This is a genomic window from Gemmobacter sp. LW-1, assembly GCF_001303875.1.
Classification (GTDB): Bacteria; Pseudomonadota; Alphaproteobacteria; order Rhodobacterales; family Rhodobacteraceae; genus Gemmobacter; species Gemmobacter caeni.
On the sequence record NZ_LJSC01000034.1, the window covers coordinates 163,908 to 183,083 of the forward strand.

Consider the following 19,176-nt stretch of genomic DNA (forward strand, 5'->3'; position numbering starts at 1 on the left):
TCACGAGGGCCGGGAACCTTTCCCTGCACTGAAGGAGACTTCCATGAAAGCCGCACGTTGGCATGGCGTGAAGGACATTCGCGTCGAAGATATCGACACCCCTGCCCCCGGCCCCGGAGAGGTCGCGATCAAGGTTGCCTGGACCGGGATCTGCGGCAGCGACCTGCATGAATATCTGGCCGGGCCGATCTTCATTCCGGTAAGCGAGGCCCATCCGCTGAGCCGCGACAAGGCGCCGATCACCATGGGCCACGAATATTGCGGCACCGTCACCGAGCTGGGCGAGGGCGTGACGGGCCTGCGCCCCGGCGACCGGGTGGCCATCGAGCCGATCTTTGCCTGCGGAACCTGTCCGGGCTGCCGCGAGGGGAAATACAACCTCTGTGACAGCCTTGGTTTCGTCGGGCTTTCCGGCGGTCACGGCGGTTTTGCCGCAACCTCGGTGGTGCCCGCACGCATGGTCCACAAGATGCCGGACGAACTGTCTATGGAACAGGGCGCGCTGGTCGAACCCGCCGCCGTGGCGCTGCATGCGGTGCGGATGTCGGCGATCCGGGCCGGGGATACCGCTGCCGTCTTTGGCGCGGGGCCCATCGGGCTTCTGGTGGTCGAGGCGCTGCGCGTCGCGGGCGCGGCGCAGATCCACGTCGTCGAACCCTCGCCCGAGCGGCGGCGCAAGGCGCTGGAACTGGGTGCGACCACCGCGATTGACCCGATGACGGCCGATCCGGTCGAGATGATCCGCGCAGTGACCGGCGGTGTTCATGTGGCCTTCGAGGTGACCGGAGTTCCGCGCGTATTGCCGCAGTGCATCGACAGCACCCGGCATGAGGGCCAGACGCTGATCGTCTCGATCTGGGAGGGTGACGCGGCTTTCCACCCCAACACCGTCGTGCTGAAAGAGCGTCAGCTTCAGGGCACCATCGCCTATCGCCACATCTATCCGGCGGTGATGGAGCTTATGGTGCAGGGCTATTTCAGCGCCGAGAAGCTGGTCACCAAGCGCATCGCGCTTGACGATATCGTCGCGCAGGGGTTCGAGGCGCTGGTGGCCGAAAAATCGCAGGTGAAAATTCTGGTAAAGGCACCCGAGTGATCGTGGCCTGAGGAAGGGCCCCCGGTCTGTCTGACCGGGGGCCAGCCCCCTGCCCCGTTGTCTGGCCTTTATCAGCGCAGCACCGGGTAAACCGCCAGGCAGGCCGCCAGGCACAGCAGCCCGGCGGAAAGGCCCTGATAGGCCGGGACGCTGATATATCCCGACAGGCGGCGGCCCAGACTGTCGGCCAGCAGCAACACGGGCAGCGCGATCAGCGCCAGCCGGCCAAGACCCGCATCCGCCGCACCGCTTTGCACAAGTACCGGCAGCGCACAGATGGAAAGCGCCCCGAAGAACAGCAGCAGGGTGGCCCGCGTCCGATCAGGCGCGTCGGGGCGCGACAGGGCGTGCAGGACGACGGGCGGGCCGGGCATTGCGGCCAGCCCGCCCATGAAGCCCGCCAGAAACCCGGCTACTCCGACCGGCATGCGACGCAGCAGTCCGGCCACCGGCGGCGGGGCGGCCCTCATCCCCACGCCCGTCAGCACCAGCGCTGCCAGTACCATACGCGCCGCGTCGGCAGACACCGACAGCAGTGTAAGCTGACCCAGCGGTATGGCAGGCAGCGCCCAGACCAGCAGCCGCAGAAGATAGCCCCGGTCCAGCCGCCGCCACGAGGCCAGAAGATCGCGCGGCATCATCGCCACCTGAAGAACGATGGTCAGCGCCACGGCCTGTGGCACGCTCAGATGCAGGCTGAGCAGCGGGACCGCCAACAGCGCGAAGCCAAAGCCTGTGACCGCCCGCGCCAGCCCGGCGACCAGAATGGTCGCGAGCACGGCGGGCAGCATTGTGCTCATCAGGCAGCGTCCCCGCACTGGGCCGATGTGACGGCGATCACCGCCAGCACATCCTCGGCGCTGCATCCGCGCGACAGGTCGTTTGCCGGACGGTTCAGCCCCTGTAGCACAGGCCCGATGGCGGTCAGCCCGCCCAGCCGCTGCGCGATCTTGTAGCCGATATTCCCCGATGCCAGATCGGGAAAGACAAAGACATTGGGGCGCCCCGACAGACGGCTGCCCGGTGCCTTGCGGCTGCGGATCGCATCGTCGATGGCCGCATCGAACTGGATCTCGCCGTCGATTTCCAGATCCGGCTCGGCTGCCCGCACCCGCTCCAGCGCCTCGCGGATACGGGCGAGACTGTCATGTTCCGCCGATCCGGCGGTGGAAAAGGACAGCAGCGCCACGCGGGGCGTCTCGTTCAGCAGGGCGCGGGCAGAGGCGGCGGAGGCGCGGGCAATGTCGGCCAGCTCTGCCGCTGTCGGGGTGATGACCAGCCCGCAATCGGCAAAGACCATGCCGCCCTTGATTGGTGCGTCCTTGGCACAGGACAGCATCAGGAAGAAGCTGGACACCGTATTGATGCCCGGCGCGCGCCCGATGAACTGCAAGGCAGCCCGCACGGTATCGGCAGTGGTGGCGACCGCCCCGCCCACGGTGCCATCGGCCTGACCAAGCCGCACCCGCAGCGCGGCCTGCACCAGTGGTTCGCGCACCAGATCACGGGCCTGATCCGGTGTCACCCCCCGCGCCGCGCGCAGGCGGTGACATTCGGCCGCCAGCGCCTCCAGATCCGGGGCGCGGGCCGGGTCGATCACCGCCACCGCGCCGGGCGCGGCCCCCAGCGCAACCAGCGCCGGACCCACACGCGCCGGATCGCCCAACAGGGTGATACGGGCCAGCCCCCGTGCCACCGCCTGAACGGCAGCGGCCTGGATGCGAGGGTCTTCGCCCTCGGGCAGCAGGATGTGGCGCGGCGTGGCGTGGCAGGCTTCAAGAATGCGGTCCAGCGGTTTCATGGCTCAATCCAGCAGATGCAGGCCGGTCAGCACGAAGCTGCCGATAAACAGGGTTTCGACGACCAGCAGGCCGATGGCGACAGGACCGACCTCCAGCATTTTTGCCAGCGAGGTCTTGATGCCGACCGCCGCAATCGAGATCAGCAGCGCCCAGCGGGACAGGAGTGCCGCGCCCTCGGCCAGCTCTGCCGGGATCAGACCCATCGAATTGAGGGCGGCCAGGGCCACGAAGCCCAGAACGAAGCCCGGCAGCAACGGCGGACGCGTGCCTTCGGTCGCCGCCAGCCCCTTCGCCCGGATCGCGAGCGAGGCGATCAGCACGACCGGCGCCAGCATCGACACCCGGATCAGCTTGACCAGCGTCGCGGTTTCACCCGCTTCCTGCCCGACCGAGAAGCCCGCGCCCACGACCTGCGCGACATCATGGATGGTGCCGCCCAGAAACACGCCGCTTTCGATCGCTGTGAAGCCGAGCGCGTTGGAAATCATGGGGTAAACCACCATGGCCACGGTTGACAGCACAGTCACTGCCAGCACGGTGAACACAAGATCGCGTTCCGATTTCTCGTGCCGGGGCAGGATCGCCGAAATCGCCATGGCGGCCGAGGCGCCGCAGATCGCCACCGACCCGCCGGTGAGCAGCCCAAAGCGCCAGTCGCGTCCGGTCAGCCGGGCCAGCGCCAACCCGCACAGGATGGTTGCCCCCACCCCCGCCACGGTCAGCGCGATCAGGCCGGGGCCAAGGGCGCCCAACATCTCGACCGAGATCCGCACCCCCAGCAGCGCAACCCCCAGACGCAGGACGGTGCGCGCGGTGAAGGCGATGCCCGGAGCGGTACGGCTGCCGTCTTCGGACAGGAAATTGAGCGCGAGGCCCAGCAGCAACGCCATCAGCATGGCGGGCGCGCCGTAATGTTCCGACAGGAATTGTGCCGTCACGCCCACCAGCGTGGCGGTGATGAGGCCGGGAAACAGTAGCCGGATCTGCGACGGCGCGCGGGTAACGGTGTCAAGCATGACGAACCTCAAGAGAAAGGGTCGGCGCGGCCCGCATTATCGGGGCCGCGCCGAAGGTCTCAGACCGCGCCGCGTTGCGGGCGCATGTCCTCACGGCTGATCCCCGCCACCGGCACGGGCTTTTTCATCGCATCCCGGCGGAAGGGCTCGCCCAGTTCCTGATTGAGCAGAACCTCGATGAAGGTGGTCTGGCGGTCCTTCATCTGACGCTCCACCGCGCGGCGCAGTTCTTCGGTCAGATCGGCGGTGGAGCGGACCTGCACGCCATGCGCCCCGCAAGCCCGCGCAATCGCGGCATAGCTTGTGTCGCGGTCCAGTTCGGTGCCGACGAAGTTGTTGTCATACCACAGCGTCGTGTTGCGCTTTTCGGCGCCCCACTGATAGTTGCGGAAGATCACCATGGTGATGGCGGGCCAGTCGTCGCGGCCACAGGCCGTCATCTCGTTCATCGAGATACCGAAGGCACCGTCACCGGCAAAACCGATCACCGGGGTATCGGGGCAGCCGATCTTGGCGCCGAGGATCGCGGGGAAGCCATAGCCGCAGGGGCCGAACAGGCCGGGTGCCAGATATTTGCGGCCCTTTTCGAAAGCGGGATAGGCGTTGCCGATGGCGCAGTTGTTGCCGATGTCGGACGAAATGATGGCCTCGTCCGGCATCGCTGCCTGAATGGCGCGCCAGGCCTGACGCGGCGACATCAGATCGGCGTCGCGGCTGCGGGCCTCCTCGTTCCAGACGGTGCCCGGATCATCCTGTTCGTGATCGAGGCTGGAAAGCTCCTGCGCCCAGCGGGATTTGGTCTGCGAAACCAGCGCGCGGCGATCGGCCCGGCCTTCGTCGCCCGCCGTGCCCGAAAGCTGCGCGAGGATGCCGCGCGCCACCTTGCCAGCATCGCCCTGAATGCCGACAGTCACCTTCTTGGTCAGGCCAATCCGGTCGGCGTTGATATCGACCTGAATGATCTTGGCCTCTTTCGGCCAATAGTCGATGCCATAGCCCGGCAGGGTCGAGAACGGGTTGAGCCGCGTGCCCAGTGCCAGCACCACATCGGCCTTGGCGATGACTTCCATCGCGGCTTTCGAGCCGTTGTAGCCCAAGGGGCCCATGGCCAGCGGATGCGTGCCGGGGAAGCTGTCATTATGCTGGTAGTTGGAGCAGACCGGCGCATCCAGCCGTTCGGCCAGCGCCACCACATCGGGGATCGCCCCGCCCAGCACGACACCCGCGCCCGACAGGATCACCGGGAAGCGCGCTTCCGACACCAGGCGCGCGGCCTCGGCCACCGCTTCTTCGCCGCCCGCAGGGCGTTCGAAATGCACCATCTGCGGCAGATCGACGTCAATCACCTGCGTCCACATGTCCCGCGGGATGTTGATCTGCGCCGGGGCCGAATTGCGCCATGCCCGCAGGATCACGCGGTTCAGCACCTCGGGGATGCGCGAGGCGTCGCGCACTTCCTCCTGATAGCAGACGCTGTCGGCGAACAGGCGCATCTGCTCCATCTCCTGAAAACCGCCCTGACCGATGGTCTTGTTGGCGGCCTGCGGCGTCACCAGCAGCATGGGGGTATGGTTCCAGTAGGCGGTTTTCACTGCCGTCACGAAGCCGGTGACGCCCGGCCCGTTCTGGGCAATCGCCATGGCCATCTTGCCGGTGGCGCGGATGAAGCCGTCGCACATCAGGCCGCCATTGGTTTCATGCGCCACATCCCAGAAGGTGATGCCCGCCTTGGGGAACAGATCAGAAACCGGCATCATGGCGGAACCGATAATGCCGAAGGCATGTTCGATCCCGTGCATCTGAAGCACTTTCACGAAGGCTTCTTCGGTGGTCATTTTCATTGCGTGTCTCCTTCTGCGCAGCCGTCAGCCGCGTTCGTCCTGAAAGTGGTAAAGTTTGTAGAGTCCCCACTGGCCGAGCCGCCGGAACGGCGTCTTCCAGCCCTCGTGAGGCAGTTCCTGATGGAAGATCGGCAGGCGCGGCACATCCGAGGCGCGCCCGGCGACCATCTGGGCCATGCGCCGCCCGGCCTGGGCGGAATACATGACACCATTGCCGCCATAACCCATGGCGTAAAAGGCATTGGGCAGGCCGGGCATGGCGGTGATGCGGGGCATCATATCATGGCTGACATCGACCCAGCCCCACCAGCTGTAATCCAGATCAATGCCGCGCAACGCCGGGAACTTGCGGGCCAGCGCTGCGCGCAGGCCTGCCAGGTGCGCCGGATTGTCCGCATCCTGCCCGGTGATCGCCGCGCGGGACCCGATCTGCACCCGCCCGTCGGGCAACAGGCGATAGTAATGGCGCAGGGTGCGCGTGTCAGTCAGCGGCGACCCGACCCTGATGCCACAGGCCTCACGCTCGGCCGCCGTCAGCTTGCGGGTGACGATGGAGTTCGACATGATCGGCATGATCCGGTCACGCAGGCGCGGATGCAGGCCGCGCGGCGCATAGCCTGCCGTTGCCACCGCCACCGCCCGCGCCCGCACCGTGCCGCCGGGGGTACGCAGATGGTGAACACCATTGATCGTCTGCCAGCTTTCCACCGGGCTGTCGGTATGGACCTTCGCCCCCAGCTCGCGCGCCACGCGCAGATAGCCGAAGGCCAGTTTCGCGGCATGGATCGCGGTGCCGTCCGGCTCCCACATGGCGCCATGGGCTTCCTGATCGCGCACCGCCGTTTCGTGCAGTTCCTCGCGGTTAAGTATCCGGGCGCCGTAACCGAAGGTTTCGCGCAGAAGAGCCGCTTCCTTCGCCAGCTTCGGCATCATCCAGCCCTTGTGGGCGATATAGTAATGCCCGCCGTCCTGCGGTTCACAGTCGATGGCATGATCGCGGATCAGGCCACGGAACAGATCGAAGGCTTCGGTGACCTCGGCGTGCAGGCCCTTCGCGGTTTCCACGCCCCAGCGCTCGATCCACTGCGAACGTTTGAGCCGCCCGGACGAGATCTGTGCCTGTCCGCCGTTGCGGGTGGAGCAGCCATAAGCCACCCCGTTGGCCTCCAGCACATGCGCCTTTATGCCAAACTCTTTGGCCAGATGCAGCGCGCAGGACAGCCCGGTATAGCCAGAGCCAATCACAACGACATCGACATCCATGTCGCCTGTCACCGGGCCGTCATCCTGCGGAGCAGGCCCGGCGGTGCCGATCCAGTAGGTCGGGGCATAGTCGCAGCCACTTCCGATGGATTTATCCGTCACCGGATCATACTTCTGGTTGTATGACGCGCGTGCGCGTCTTGGTGTCGTGCCTTGCATCGACGCATTCCTGCTATGGTGGGGATGGGATCAGCGCGTCTGGATGACGGGGCGCTGTTTGCGGAAAGCCTGCTTCATCACCAGCTTGCCGTCGCGCAGGGTGAACAGGTCCACCCCCTGCGCCTCGGTCCGGCGGCCTTCGGCATCGGTGCCGCGAAACGTCCATTCCGACACGGCGCGGTCGCCGCAGACGAAATGCCGGTGATCAGCCCATTCTGCATCGGGCATCGCCGTCCAGACCGCGACAAACGCCTGGGCAATAGCGTCGCGGCCTTCGATCCGCGTGCCGAACACTTCGGAACCGCCGACGGTGGTGAACACGCAATCTTCGGCGAAATGGGTCATCACGGCGTCAATGTCATGGCGGTTGAAGGCATCGAACGTAGCCTTCAGGTCATCGGCGGTCAGGGTCATGGTTGGTCCTTTCAAGAGTGGCCGGGCCAGAACGGGCAGGCCGGAAAACGGAGGTCAGTAGCCCATCACCCTGGGCAGCCAGAGCGCGATTTCAGGGAAGGCCGCGATCACGGCGATCATCGCGGTGCTGGCGGCGGCGAATGGCAGGGCGCGCACCGAAATTTCCTCGATGGAAACCTTGGAAATCCCGGCGGCGATAAAGAGGTTCTCGCCCAGCGGCGGGGTCTGGAACCCGACCGAAAGAGTGCAGATCATCACGATACCGAAGTGGATCGGGTCGATCCCCACCGAATAGGCCACCGGCAGCATCACCGGCACGAGGATCATGATGGCGGCCAGCGTTTCCATGAACATGCCGACGAACAGCAGGAAGACGATGATCAGTGCCCAGATCACGGCGATATTCTGCGTAAGACCCAGCATCGCATCGGCGATATGCGCGGGGATCTGGTTTTCCACCAGAATGCGGCCGAAGATCGTGGCGGTGAACAGCACCAGCAGCACACGCCCCGTCAGCCAGGTCGTCGCCTCAAGCGATTTCATCACCTCGGTCAGGCGGATCTCCCGATAAATGAAGATGCCGACGAACAGCGTATAGGCAATGGCGACGATGGCAGCCTCGGTCGGGGTGAAGAGCCCGGCATAGATGCCGCCGAGGATCACGAAGGGGGCCATCAGCGCCCAGAATCCCTTGCGGCAGGCGTCAAAGATATGGGCGGGCGACAGCGGGTCGGCCCCGCCACAATAGCCTGCCGCGCGGCAGCGCAGCCAGTTCATCACCAGAAGGCCCGCCGCCATCAGGAAGCCCGGCAGGAACCCCGCGATGAACAGCTTGGAAATCGACACGGTCTGGAAGGCGCCGAATTTCTCCACCGCCTCGGCGGGGGGCTGCATGCCCATGGCCGAGATCCCGAAAATCACCATCGGAATGGACGGCGGGATGACGATGCCCAGCCCGCCCGAGGCGGCGGTGACGGCGGCGCCATAGCCCTTGGCATAGCCCGCCCGCACCATGGCAGGGATCATCAGCATCCCCACCGCCGCTGTCGTGGCGGGGCCGGAGCCGGAAATCGCGCCGAAGAACAGGCAGGCCACCACCGTGGCGGCCGAGATGCCGCCGGTGAACGGGCCGGCCAGGCTTTCCGCGACAGTGATCAGACGGCGCGAGATGCCTGCCGCCTCCATCAGTGCCCCGGCAAGAATGAAGGCCGGCAGCGCCATCAGCGGGAAGGCCCCGACCGAGGAAAAGGCGATCTGTACCATCTTGATCGGGTTGTCGCCGAGGAACCACATCGTCGTCAGCGCCGAGACACCCAGCCCGACCGAAATCGGTGCCCCGAGGATCATCAGGAAGAAGAAGGTGCCAAAAAGGACCAGCGTGATCTGACCGTCCATCACACCGCCTCCGCCCTGGTTGCGGCGGCAAGAGCGGCCATATCCACTTCGTCGGGGTCGCGCGGGTCCTGGCCCCGCACAAGCTTCAGATAGTTGACCTGAAGAATGCGCAGCGTCATCAGCGTGAAGGCGACGGGCAGCACCAGCATGACCCATTTCATCGGCCAGCCCAGCGTTTGCGCCTTCACGAAAGGCTTCATCAGGCTCAGATATTCGATGGCGTAGCGGATGAAGACCAGATTGAAACCGATCCAGGCCAGATCCCCCACCGCCTCGACCCAGCGCGCCACGGACCGCGGCAGCCGGTTGATGTGGAAGGACACGCGGTTGTGCGCATACATGCGCGCCGCATAGCTGGCCCCGAAATAGGCGAACCAGACGAACAGGATGACGGAAAGCTCTTCGATCCAGGTGATCGAATTGCCGAAAACCGACCGCGCGACGATCTGCACGAAAAGCAGGCAGACGAAGCAGGCGAGCAGAAGCTGGCAAAGATAACTTTCCAGCTTGTCGAGATGGCGCCAGAAGGAAGACATGGCTGACCCTTGTTGCAAGACGACAGGGGGTGGGACCGCGCTACAGGAGGCGGCCCCCGGTGGCGATCACTCGACGGTCGGGCGACCGAGCGAGGCGAGGACGCCGTTCAGCACCTCCTTGCCGCCGATGCTGTCATAGAATTTTGGCCAGACGGTCGTGGTGGCACGTTCGATGAACTCTGCCTCGCCATCCGCCGGGTCGCTGATCTCCATGCCCTTGGCCACCAGGTCCGTCTTGATCTGCGCCTCCTGATCACGCAGGAACTGCCCCGAGGCCAGCGTTGCCTCCTGCCCCGCCGCCAGCACATTGGCCTGCTCTTCGGGGCTGAGCGACTGGAACAGCTGTTCCGAGACGATCAGCGGCTCGATCGAAAAGATGTAGCGGATGTTGGTGACATATTTCTGCACCTCGTCGAACTTCATCGCGTGCACGGTCATGTAGGGGTTGTCCTGCCCGTCCACGACCTTCTGTTGCAGCGCGGCAAAGGTTTCCGACCAGGCCATCGGCGTCGGATTGATGCCCCAGGACTTGTAGGTCTCGATCATGATCTCGTTCTTCGGCACCCGCACGACGAGACCCTGAAGATCGGCCACCGTGGTCACAGGCTTCCTGGAATTGGTGAGGACACGGAACCCCGAATAGGCCCAGCCGATGATGCGCACGCCCGCGTCCTCGACCGTGCGGTCAACCATCTGCTGACCGATTTCGCCTTGGGTAATCTTCTCGGCATCCTCCAGCGACAGGATGACATAGGGCAGGGTCAGCGTGCCGACCGAGGGCGAGAAGGGCGTGATATTGTTGATGGCGAGGATCGAGAAATCCAGCGTTCCAGTCGCGGCCGCCGTCACCGTATCCTGTTCATCGCCAAGCTGGCCGTTCAGGAACAGCCTGGCGCTGTCCGCACCGCCGGATTTTTCTTCCAGCGCCTTGATGAAGGCAAGGCCAAGCGCCTCTTGCGTGCCGCCTGCCCCGTCACCGACCGCAATGCGGAAATCGCGTGCGGCAGCCGGGACGGCGCTGGCCAGAAGCATGGCAAGGACAGTCGCACGGCGCAGCGTGCGGGACGAAAAGGTCATGGTGGAACTCCCTGTTCAGCCGACTCTCCCGGTCGGGCTGCGTCAGGTTGTCACGCGACGTCAGGCATGTTTATATCCAGATGCGCACAAACTTAGGTCCAGTTTCGCATGCCGCTGACCGGCCAGATCTCGCCCGACATGTTCTTCGTGGATCGCAACCGGCGCGAGCCGTTGCAGATGCAGCTTACGGCCTCGATCACCTCGGCCCTTCTGGATACGCGGGCACAGCCGGGCAGCCGGATGCCTTCGACGCGCGCACTGGCGACGCATCTTGGCCTGTCTCGCCTGACCGTCACGCTGGTTTATCAGGAGCTTGTGGCGCAGGGCTATCTTGAAAGCCTGCCGCGGTCCGGTTTCGCGGTTTCGCAGAAAGTGCCGCACCGGCGTCTGGAAGCGATTGACCAGACAGCGGTCAGCCGCGTGAACTGGGCCGTGCGCCTGCCTGATCTGACACGGCGGCGACGCATCGTGAAGCCGCTGGACTGGCGCAGCTATCCCTATCCGTTCATCTACGGGCAGGCGGACCCGAAGCTGTTCAACCACACCGCCTGGCGCGATTGTGCCCGCCGCGCATTGGGGGCGCGCGACTTCGCCGAACTGGCGGATGACAGCCTGACGCAGGATGACCCGGTGCTGGTGGATTACATCTGCCGCAACACCCTGCCCCGCCGCGGCATCCGCGCCCGGCCGGAAGAGGTGCTGATCACGCTGGGCGCGCAGAACGCCCTGTGGATCGCGGTCGGGCTGCTGGCCTTGCCGGACCGGCTGGCGGTGGTCGAAGACCCTGGTTTCCCCGACTTCGCCGAAAGCCTCCGGCTGCACGGCATGCCCACGCTGTTCGTTCCCACCGATGCGGAGGGGCTGAACCCCGATGACCTTCCGCCCCAGACCGGGCTGGTTCTGGTTGCGCCCAGCCACTCCATCCCCGTCGGCATCACCATGACGCTGGAACGCCGCCGTGCGCTGCTGGCCGCCGCCGACCGGCATGACTTTCTGGTGGTCGAGGATGATTACGAAACCGAAATGAGTTTTCTCGAACCCCCCTCCCCTTCGCTCAAGTCGCTGGATGCCTCGGGGCGGGTGATCTATCTGGGCAGTTTTTCCAAATCTTTGTTTCCGGGCCTGCGTATCGGCTATCTGGTCGGGCCCGAGCCGTTCATCCGGCAGGCGCGGGCGCTGCGCGCGATGATGCTGCGCCATGCGCCCGGACATATGCAGCGCGTGACCGGATATTTTCTGGCGCTCGGCCATTACGACGCCCATCTGGTGCGCCTGCGCGAGGTGTTCCGCCGCCGCCGCGAAACGCTTGTCAGCGCCCTGTCACAGACCCCGCTGGAAGTGGTGGGCGCCGCCCGTCACGGAGGGTCGAGCCTCTGGGTTGCCGCCCCCGAAACCATCGACAGCGCCAGTTTCGCCGAAGCGCTGCGGCCAAAAGGCGTGCTGATCGAGCCGGGCCATCCGTTCTTTGCTGCCCCTGACGGCATCTGCCGTCACTTCCGTCTGGGCTATTCCTCGATCAGCGAAGACAGGATCAGGGCTGGTGTGGCGCATCTGGCTGAAACCGTGGCACGACTGGGCTGAGCCTGCCCCAATATCGGATTTGGACAGGCCTTAGCACCACGACCGCCCTGCCCCGCGATTCGAATGAGTCCCGTTTTTGACGCCGACCCGGATGATGGCGACAGCGGCGCCAACAAGATCTGGATTGGTCGCCCCTCGCAAGGGTCCGGCTTTGTGTTTATTTATCAATAAATTAATTGATACCCATGCCCTGCGGGGCGCCGTCCGCGACAGCGTCCCTACACCAGTTGTAGAATTTCCTTGCGTGACGGACCGACTTGGCGCATTTCTGTTCGTAGCGGAAAACTGCGAGAATTTCGGATTTCTGCGCTACAAAGAACCAAAGGCTCGGAAGAGTATGCTGAGTGCGGGCCAACCGCGCCAGCCTGATATGAGAGGGCAGCATGACAGCAGAGCAGGTATTTGCCGAGCTTCAAGGCGATGCATCCACATTGCATGAATCGATCCGGATGCATCTGGAGCGCAATTTTGCGCCGGATGCCCGCAAGCACCTCAGAAGCTTTTCCTCGACCGAAGCGGCAGAATTCCTCGGGTTGGCGCCGGGCCACCTGCGCAAACTGCATGCCGAAGACAAGATCCCCGACGTTCCCCTGGATGAACGCGGGCGCAAGCTCTATTCCGCCGAAGATCTGGCGCAGATCCGGCTGGCGCTGGCGCGCACCACGCGTGACCCGTCACTGTATCTGCGGGGGCGGGTCGGCACCGAGCCTTTGCAGATCATCTCTTGCGTATCTTTCAAGGGTGGGAGCGCAAAGACCACCACCGCGGCCTATCTGAGCCAGTGGTATGCCCTGCACGGCTATCGCGTGCTGATTATCGACATGGACCCGCAGGCCTCGCTGTCCTCCATGACCGGGCTTCGCCCCGAGATCGACTTTACCCAGAAGGGCACGATTTACGACGCGATACGCTACGAAAACCCGCTGCCGATGAGCGAGGTCGTGCGAAAGACCTATTTCCACGGGCTTGATATCGCGGCGGGCGGTCTGATCCTTTCGGAATATGAAACCGAGACGCCCTACGCCCTGCGGCATGGCTCCGAACCGCCGTTCTATCTGCGTTTGCGCGAAGCGATCCAGTCCGTAGAATCAAGCTATGATCTTGTTTTCATTGACTGCCCGCCGCAGCTCGGCTTCCTGACGCTTTCGGCGCTGGTGGCCTCTTCCTCGATCATCATTCCGGTCGTGCCGAACTTTATCGATGTGGCATCGCTGGCCCAGTTCCTGACCATGACCTCGTCACTGCTGGACACGATCCGCGACGCAGGCATGACGCTGGAATACGATTTCCTGCGCTATCTGGTATCGCGTTTCGAGCCATCAGACGGACCGCAGGCACAGGTTGCCGGGCTTTTGCGAGCGAATTTCGGGAAGCGGGTAATGACCGAAACCTTCCTGAAATCAACCGCCATTTCCGACGCCGGGCTGACACACCAGACGCTTTTCGAGGTTGGCCGGGGCAGCATGAACCGCAACACCTACGACCGTGCGATGGAAGCGATCAATGCGGTCGCGCGCGAGCTGGAGCAAGACATCCATCACGCATGGGGGAGGATCTGACATGGCACGCAAGAACATGTTCGAGGGCATCGCCCCCGCCGCCCGGTCCGAAGAAGGCGGGAAAGACCCCCTGCCCCGCCCCGCACCAAAGATGCCCGAGGTGTTTCAAAGCGCCGGGCCGATTGCCGCCATCCGCAACGATCTGCGCAGCGTCGGCAGCCGGTCCATTCAGGATATCGACCCCGATCTGATCGAGGATACGGGCCTGAAAGACCGCATTGGCGCGCTGAACGAAGATATAACCGACCTGCGCGACAGCATTGCCAGGCATGGCCAGCAGGTTCCCATCCTGCTGCGCCCGCATCCCAAGCTCAGCGGGCGTTATCAGGTGGTCTACGGTCGCCGCAGGCTCGCGGCGATCCGGGGACTTGGGACGCCGGTCAAGGCGCTGATCCGCACGCTGTCTGATGAAGAGGCGGTGCTGGCGCAGGGGCAGGAAAACAACCTGCGCAAAGACCCGTCCTTCATCGAAAAGGCGCTGTTCGCCGGTGATCTGGAGGAGGCCGGCTATGATGCGCGGGTTGTTCAGGATGCGCTGAACGTGAATCGCAGCCATACGTCGCATATGCGCAAGGTGCGCGAAGCCTTTCCGCGTGATGTGCTGGAGCGTATCGGGGCCGCGCCCTCGATCGGCTGGAAACGCTGGTATGAGCTGGCGGTGAAAGTGCTGGAACAGGGGATCGACGCCTCAACGATCCACCCTGCCCCGTTCGCTGAAGGCTCCAACTCGGACCAGCGGTTTGCCGCCTGGGTGAAGGCTCTGCCTGAGCCACCAAAGGCGCCAGCAGCGCCGCGCACGGCCGTCAGCATCATAGCGAAGGATGGCTCAGACCTGGGCGAAGTCGAACTGAACCGGGGGAAGCTCGGCTTTCGTCCTTCCGCGGGTCAGACTGCCTTCGCTGCCTGGCTGCACGAGAATGCGGAAATGGTGTTCTCGCAACTTCACCAGGAGTTCGTCACCCGTTCAAGACAAGGGTGATCAAACGTTGAAGCAGAGAAAACAACAGAGGAGCAGGACCGGAAAAGGATAGGCCTCCCGAATGGAACCCACCCGGAAGGCCCGCGCAAACCACAGGGCGCCAACCCTGAGAATGCTCATCTTCTAGCAAGAGCAAACTAGCGCAGGCCCGAATCACACGCAACATCGCATCGCGGTGACACGATATCTTTTGTCCTTTTTTCTGGGGAAAAGTATCGCTTTCCTGCCTGATGTATGCGTCCGGAGACATCGGACCGCCTGGATCGTTCCACTGAACATGCCATGGAACATATTTCGTCATCGCCCGTGCGTGCGCACGTTCGGCGGGCAGGTACTTTTTGTCCGCCGCAACCTGCCCGAGCTGCTGCAAAGTCCGAAGATCCGCGCTGGCGGCTGCTTGATCTTGTCCGCATCTGTCGCAGCCCGCTTGGTCTGCGCGACCGGGATATCACGGTCCTGCGCGGCTTGTTGTCCTTCGTGCCGGATACAGCCGATCCCACGAGGCTGGTTGTCTTTGCCTCCAATCGCGCGCTGATGGAACGCTGCGACGGGATTGATGAACGCACCCTGCGGCGCCGGATCGTTCATCTTCAGTCAAAAGGGTTGCTGGCCCGCAAACTCAGCCCGAACGGAAAGCGCTATCAGATCCGCGATGCGCAACTGGTCTATGGCATCGACCTTGGCCCCCTCTTCCGCCTTGACGCGGATCTTGAGGCGCTGGCGGAGGAGCAACGCCGCGAAGAACTGCGGCGCAAAGCTCTGCGCGCGATGATCCGCCACGCATTGTATCACCAGACCAATCCGTCGAAAACGACGGCCTGCGAAGAGGCCCGTCGCGCCCTGCGCCGTTCGGTCGACAGCCACCAACTGAGCGAACTTCTTGCCCAGATCAACGATACTGTGGATGAAACGTCGGTAGATCAGCCTTCAGCAACATCTCATCTGACCGCCAGCGACAGTCAAAATGACCGGCACATTCAGAGTTCAAAAAAAGAATCTTATGAATCTGAATACTGCGACGAATTTATAGCCAAGGGGCCTGTCACACCTGATTTACCCCAGAACGAGGATCGGAACCCAGCTGATCTTTCCATCGATGAATGTCTTGCCCTGGCCCCCACTGCCGCAGAAATGGCGCTGGAGAAGCCACGTTGCTGGCGTGACATTGTTGCCCTTTCCGCTGCTCTGGCACCCGCGATTGGTCTGTCACCAACCGTCGTTGAGACAGCCCGAACCCGTCTCGGCCCCCTTGGCGCGGCACTCGCTGTTCTGGGTTTGATCGAGGCATTCGGAAGGATTCGTAACCCCCAAGGCTATCTGTCCCGGCTTTCCGACAAGGCACGGCAACAGGGCTTCGATCTTGTGCGTATGTTCCGCTCGCTGGTTAATCGTCGAAGCCCGCAAACGGCATGAGCATGTTTACCCCGGTAAACATTGGTACCTCCAAGAGGAGGCCATCAGACGTATACCCGGGTAAACATGGCTTGGCTGCACAGCATTTTATGCATCGGGACAGAATGACATCTTCCGTGCCATCCTTGCTTCGGTTACGCGTCTGGCAGCGTCCCCTTCTGGTAAAGCTGCGCAAAACGTCTCCGCAGTTCAGCTTTCTGGACTTTGCCCATCGCGTTCCGCGGCAGTTCCGGCACAAAAAGCACACGCTTGGGCTGCTTGTAGCGGGCAAGCTGATCGCCAATCGCGCGGAGAATGCCCGCCTCGTCAATCACGCCTTCCGTTTCGCCAACCACAATGGCGGTGACGCCCTCGCCAAGATCGGGATGCGGCAGCCCGATCACCGCGTTCTCACCCACGCCGGAAATCTCATCAATCAGCGCTTCGATCTCCCTGGGGTAGACATTGTAGCCGCCCGAGATCACCAGATCCTTGTCACGCCCGACAATGCGCAGGTAGCCATCCTCGCCGATCTGCCCCAGATCGCCGGTAATAAAGAAACCATCCGCGCGAAATTCCGCCGCTGTCTTTTCCGGCATGTTCCAGTAACCGGCAAAAACATTCGGCCCCCGGACCTCAATAGCGCCTATCTCGCCTCGTGGCAGAGGTCCTGCGGTTTCGCGATCAGTGATGCGGATTTCCACCCCGGGTAAGGCCATGCCAACCGCACCGGGCTTGCGGGAACCGTCATAAGGGTTGGATGCGATCATACAGGTTTCGGTCATCCCGTAGCGTTCAAGAATAGCGTGGCCGGTCTGTGCCTCGAAGTCACGGTGATCTTCCGGCAGCAGCGGGGCCGAACCGGAAACGAAAAGCCGCATGTTTGAGGTCGCTGCATGATCAAGACGGCCGGATTTCAGCAGCCGTGTGTAGAAGGTGGGCACACCCATCAATACTGTTGCCCGGCTCATCAGGCCGATCACCTCCTCCGTCTCAAACCGTGTCAGCCAGATCATCGCGGCACCAGCCGCTAGCGTCATGTTAACGGCCACAAACAGGCCGTGGGTGTGGAAGATCGGCAGCGCATGGATCAGGCGGTCATCAGCGGTATAGCGCCAGATCTGCGACAAGGCGGCGGTGTTGGACGCAAGATTGCCATGGGTCAACACCGCGCCCTTTGACCGGCCGGTAGTGCCAGATGTGTAAAGGATGGCGGCTGCATCCTCCATCTTCCGCGCAACATGGTTTGTCATCGGGTGGACCATACGGACCTGATCCATCAGCGTGCCATCCGCCTTGGTGCCCAGACTTTCGACGTGCAGCACCGCTGACTGGTGACTCCGGTGCTCTGACAGCGTTGCAGGGCTGCATAAGAACAGGCGCGGGGCGGCGTCTTCCAGGAAATAGTCGATCTCTGCGCCGGTATAAGCCGTGTTGAGCGGCAGATAGACCGCGCCGACCTGAAGCGTGGCAAGGTAAAGGCAGATCGCCTCAGGGCTCTTTTCGGTCTGCGCCGCGACTCGATCACCGGGTTGCACACCAAAGCCGGTCAGGACGGTGGCCAGACGATGCACCAGATCGCGCGCCTGCGCATAGGTGATATCGGGCGCGCCCGGCCTTTCGAACAGCGTCTTTTGGGGGGCGCCTTCGGTCGAGGCAAGGAAGCTTTCATAGATCGTCTGCATGGATGTCTCCGGCTGAAATCAGCGTGTCAGGGCGGCGGCGAGGGGCGCGCCGGTGGCGATGGTGCCATCGCGTACGAAAGCCTCATGCTGGGCTTCGATGGCGGCGGGTTCGTAGAGGTAATTGACCATCAGCCCATGGCCGCGCGTCAGTGCGCCTTCGGACAGATCGGCAGGCCAGTTCACCCGCCAGGCGGCAGCTCCATTCCCCAGATGAAACCGCGCCACCGGATCGCGGGGCGCACCGGAGCGGTTGCGGGCGCCGGTGAGGTAGCGGGCCGCAAGTGCCTCGACCTCGGGTTTCAGCCGGGCTGCTTCGGCAGTATCGTTCTGCCATCCGTCGACAGCCAGCCGCTTTGCCAGGGCCGGACCGCGCGCGTCTTCGCCGCTGGCAAGCCAGGCCGCAAAATCCGGGGCAGGGGAGAGGGTCACGAACCTGCGCAGCGCGGGAAGCTCTGCGGCAAGTTCGGCCACCACCTGCTTGATCAGAAAATTACCGAAAGAGACGCCCTTCAGCCCGGCCAGCGTGTTGTTGATTGAATAGAACACCGCAGTCGTAGCTTCCTCCGCCTCAGGTGCGACGGGCGCGGTCAGGATCGGGGCGATGCGGTCGGGGGTATCGCGGGTCAGCGCCACCTCGACGAAGATCAGTGGCTCATCCCCGGTCGCGGGATGGAAGAAGGCATAGACCCGCCGGTCGGCAGGATCGAGCCTGCGGCGCAGATCCTCCCATCCCTGCATCGGGTGGACAGATTCGTAGGCCATGATCTTTTCAAGGACGGAAGCCGGAGTGGACCAGTCGATCCGTTCCATCCGCAGGAAACCCCTGTTGAACCATGAGGCAAAAAGATGCGCGAAATCGGCATCCAGCGGCCGCAGGGACGCATCGTTGCGCATCGCGATCAACAGGTCGGCCCGCATATCGACCAGCTTTCGTGTCGCGCCCGGCGCTGTGTTCAGACGGCGGAGCAGGGTCTGGCGTGGCGGCTCCACAGCGTCAAACAGCGGCACCAGAGTCGCGGCTGAAGGGGCCGCATCATAAGCCGCGAAGGCGCGACGGATCAGGGTGGGGTCAGCGTCAAAGCGGTTACGCAGCAGATCGAAGAAGCCGCGCTTTCCTGTTGCGTCCAGTTCGGCATAGGCGGCAAGGGCCTGTTCCGCCACCGCGACACGCGCGGCATCGCCGATGCGGCCCATCAGTACCTCGCAGGCGGCTGCCAGCCGTTCGGGGGCGGGCCGGGCCAGAGCCTTGCGCGTGGCATTTTCATCCGGTGGTGCTGATTTACGTCCGATCCGTTCAGTGCCAGTGATGGCCTGAACCAGATCGGTCAGAAAGGCGAGTTTTGGGCGTGGCATGGCATATCCTCCTGCGACATCTTATACA

Annotated in this window: 16 protein-coding genes; 5 read left to right on the forward strand and 11 right to left on the reverse strand. The window is 63.6% G+C overall.

Going from position 1 to position 19,176, the window contains the following annotated elements:
- Nucleotides 1-43: 43 nt before the first annotated feature.
- The gene (locus tag AO684_RS07750) at nt 44-1,096 is read left to right on the forward strand and encodes a 2,3-butanediol dehydrogenase (RefSeq protein ID WP_054302162.1); all 1,053 of its coding nucleotides are present in this window, start codon (nt 44-46) and stop codon (nt 1,094-1,096) included.
- Between the two features lie 71 nt (nt 1,097-1,167).
- On the opposite strand, the gene AO684_RS07755 is transcribed toward AO684_RS07750, so the two are convergent.
- The 9 genes from AO684_RS07755 to AO684_RS07795 form a co-directional block, all read right to left on the reverse strand.
- A complete protein-coding gene (locus AO684_RS07755; protein WP_161805999.1) occupies nt 1,168-1,896 on the reverse strand; it encodes a sulfite exporter TauE/SafE family protein in 729 nt (242 codons plus the stop codon).
- On the reverse strand, nt 1,896-2,897 hold the full coding sequence (gene pta, locus AO684_RS07760) for a phosphate acetyltransferase (RefSeq protein WP_054302164.1): 1,002 nt from the start codon (nt 2,895-2,897) through the stop codon (nt 1,896-1,898). The genes AO684_RS07755 and pta overlap by 1 nt, the downstream gene beginning before the upstream one ends.
- A gap of 3 nt (nt 2,898-2,900) precedes the next feature.
- Nucleotides 2,901-3,914 carry a YeiH family protein gene (locus tag AO684_RS07765; protein WP_054302165.1) on the reverse strand — a complete coding sequence of 338 codons (1,014 nt, stop codon included), beginning with the start codon at nt 3,912-3,914 and terminating at the stop codon, nt 2,901-2,903.
- Nucleotides 3,915-3,973: 59 nt separating this feature from the next.
- A complete protein-coding gene (gene xsc / locus AO684_RS07770) occupies nt 3,974-5,755 on the reverse strand; it encodes a sulfoacetaldehyde acetyltransferase (protein ID WP_054302166.1) in 1,782 nt (593 codons plus the stop codon).
- A gap of 24 nt (nt 5,756-5,779) precedes the next feature.
- A complete protein-coding gene (locus AO684_RS07775) occupies nt 5,780-7,177 on the reverse strand; it encodes an FAD-binding oxidoreductase (protein ID WP_054302167.1) in 1,398 nt (465 codons plus the stop codon).
- A 30-nt stretch (nt 7,178-7,207) separates the two neighbouring features.
- Nucleotides 7,208-7,591, reverse strand: a complete 384-nt coding sequence (locus tag AO684_RS07780) for a nuclear transport factor 2 family protein (protein WP_054302168.1) — start codon at nt 7,589-7,591, stop codon at nt 7,208-7,210.
- A 54-nt stretch (nt 7,592-7,645) separates the two neighbouring features.
- Nucleotides 7,646-8,986, reverse strand: coding sequence for a TRAP transporter large permease (locus AO684_RS07785; RefSeq protein ID WP_054302169.1), 1,341 nt, complete (start codon nt 8,984-8,986; stop codon nt 7,646-7,648).
- Nucleotides 8,986-9,522, reverse strand: a complete 537-nt coding sequence (locus tag AO684_RS07790) for a TRAP transporter small permease (protein WP_054302170.1) — start codon at nt 9,520-9,522, stop codon at nt 8,986-8,988. Before AO684_RS07790 ends, AO684_RS07785 begins: the two co-directional genes overlap by 1 nt.
- Before the next feature lie 66 nt (nt 9,523-9,588).
- A complete protein-coding gene (locus tag AO684_RS07795) occupies nt 9,589-10,599 on the reverse strand; it encodes a TRAP transporter substrate-binding protein (protein ID WP_054302171.1) in 1,011 nt (336 codons plus the stop codon).
- 108 nt (nt 10,600-10,707) lie between these two features.
- Here AO684_RS07795 and AO684_RS07800 point away from each other — a divergent pair, with 108 nt between their 5' ends.
- The 4 genes from AO684_RS07800 (at nt 10,708) to repC (ending at nt 16,131) form a co-directional block, all read left to right on the forward strand.
- Nucleotides 10,708-12,180, forward strand: coding sequence for a PLP-dependent aminotransferase family protein (locus AO684_RS07800; protein ID WP_152968379.1), 1,473 nt, complete (start codon nt 10,708-10,710; stop codon nt 12,178-12,180).
- Nucleotides 12,181-12,563: 383 nt separating this feature from the next.
- Nucleotides 12,564-13,739, forward strand: a complete 1,176-nt coding sequence (gene repA / locus AO684_RS07810) for a plasmid partitioning protein RepA (RefSeq protein WP_054302173.1) — start codon at nt 12,564-12,566, stop codon at nt 13,737-13,739.
- 1 nt (nt 13,740) lies between these two features.
- Nucleotides 13,741-14,718 (forward strand): plasmid partitioning protein RepB, encoded by a 978-nt coding sequence (repB, locus tag AO684_RS07815; RefSeq protein ID WP_054302174.1) that lies wholly within the window; start codon nt 13,741-13,743, stop codon nt 14,716-14,718.
- A gap of 282 nt (nt 14,719-15,000) precedes the next feature.
- A complete protein-coding gene (repC, locus tag AO684_RS07820; protein WP_161806000.1) occupies nt 15,001-16,131 on the forward strand; it encodes a plasmid replication protein RepC in 1,131 nt (376 codons plus the stop codon).
- Between the two features lie 134 nt (nt 16,132-16,265).
- Here the strand turns inward: repC and AO684_RS07825 are convergent, their stop codons facing one another.
- Together AO684_RS07825 and AO684_RS07830 are read right to left on the reverse strand one after the other, a co-directional pair.
- Nucleotides 16,266-17,795 carry a malonyl-CoA synthase gene (locus AO684_RS07825; RefSeq protein ID WP_054302176.1) on the reverse strand — a complete coding sequence of 510 codons (1,530 nt, stop codon included), beginning with the start codon at nt 17,793-17,795 and terminating at the stop codon, nt 16,266-16,268.
- Between the two features lie 18 nt (nt 17,796-17,813).
- The gene (locus AO684_RS07830; protein WP_054302177.1) at nt 17,814-19,148 is read right to left on the reverse strand and encodes a malonyl-CoA decarboxylase domain-containing protein; all 1,335 of its coding nucleotides are present in this window, start codon (nt 19,146-19,148) and stop codon (nt 17,814-17,816) included.
- Nucleotides 19,149-19,176: the final 28 nt, after the last annotated feature.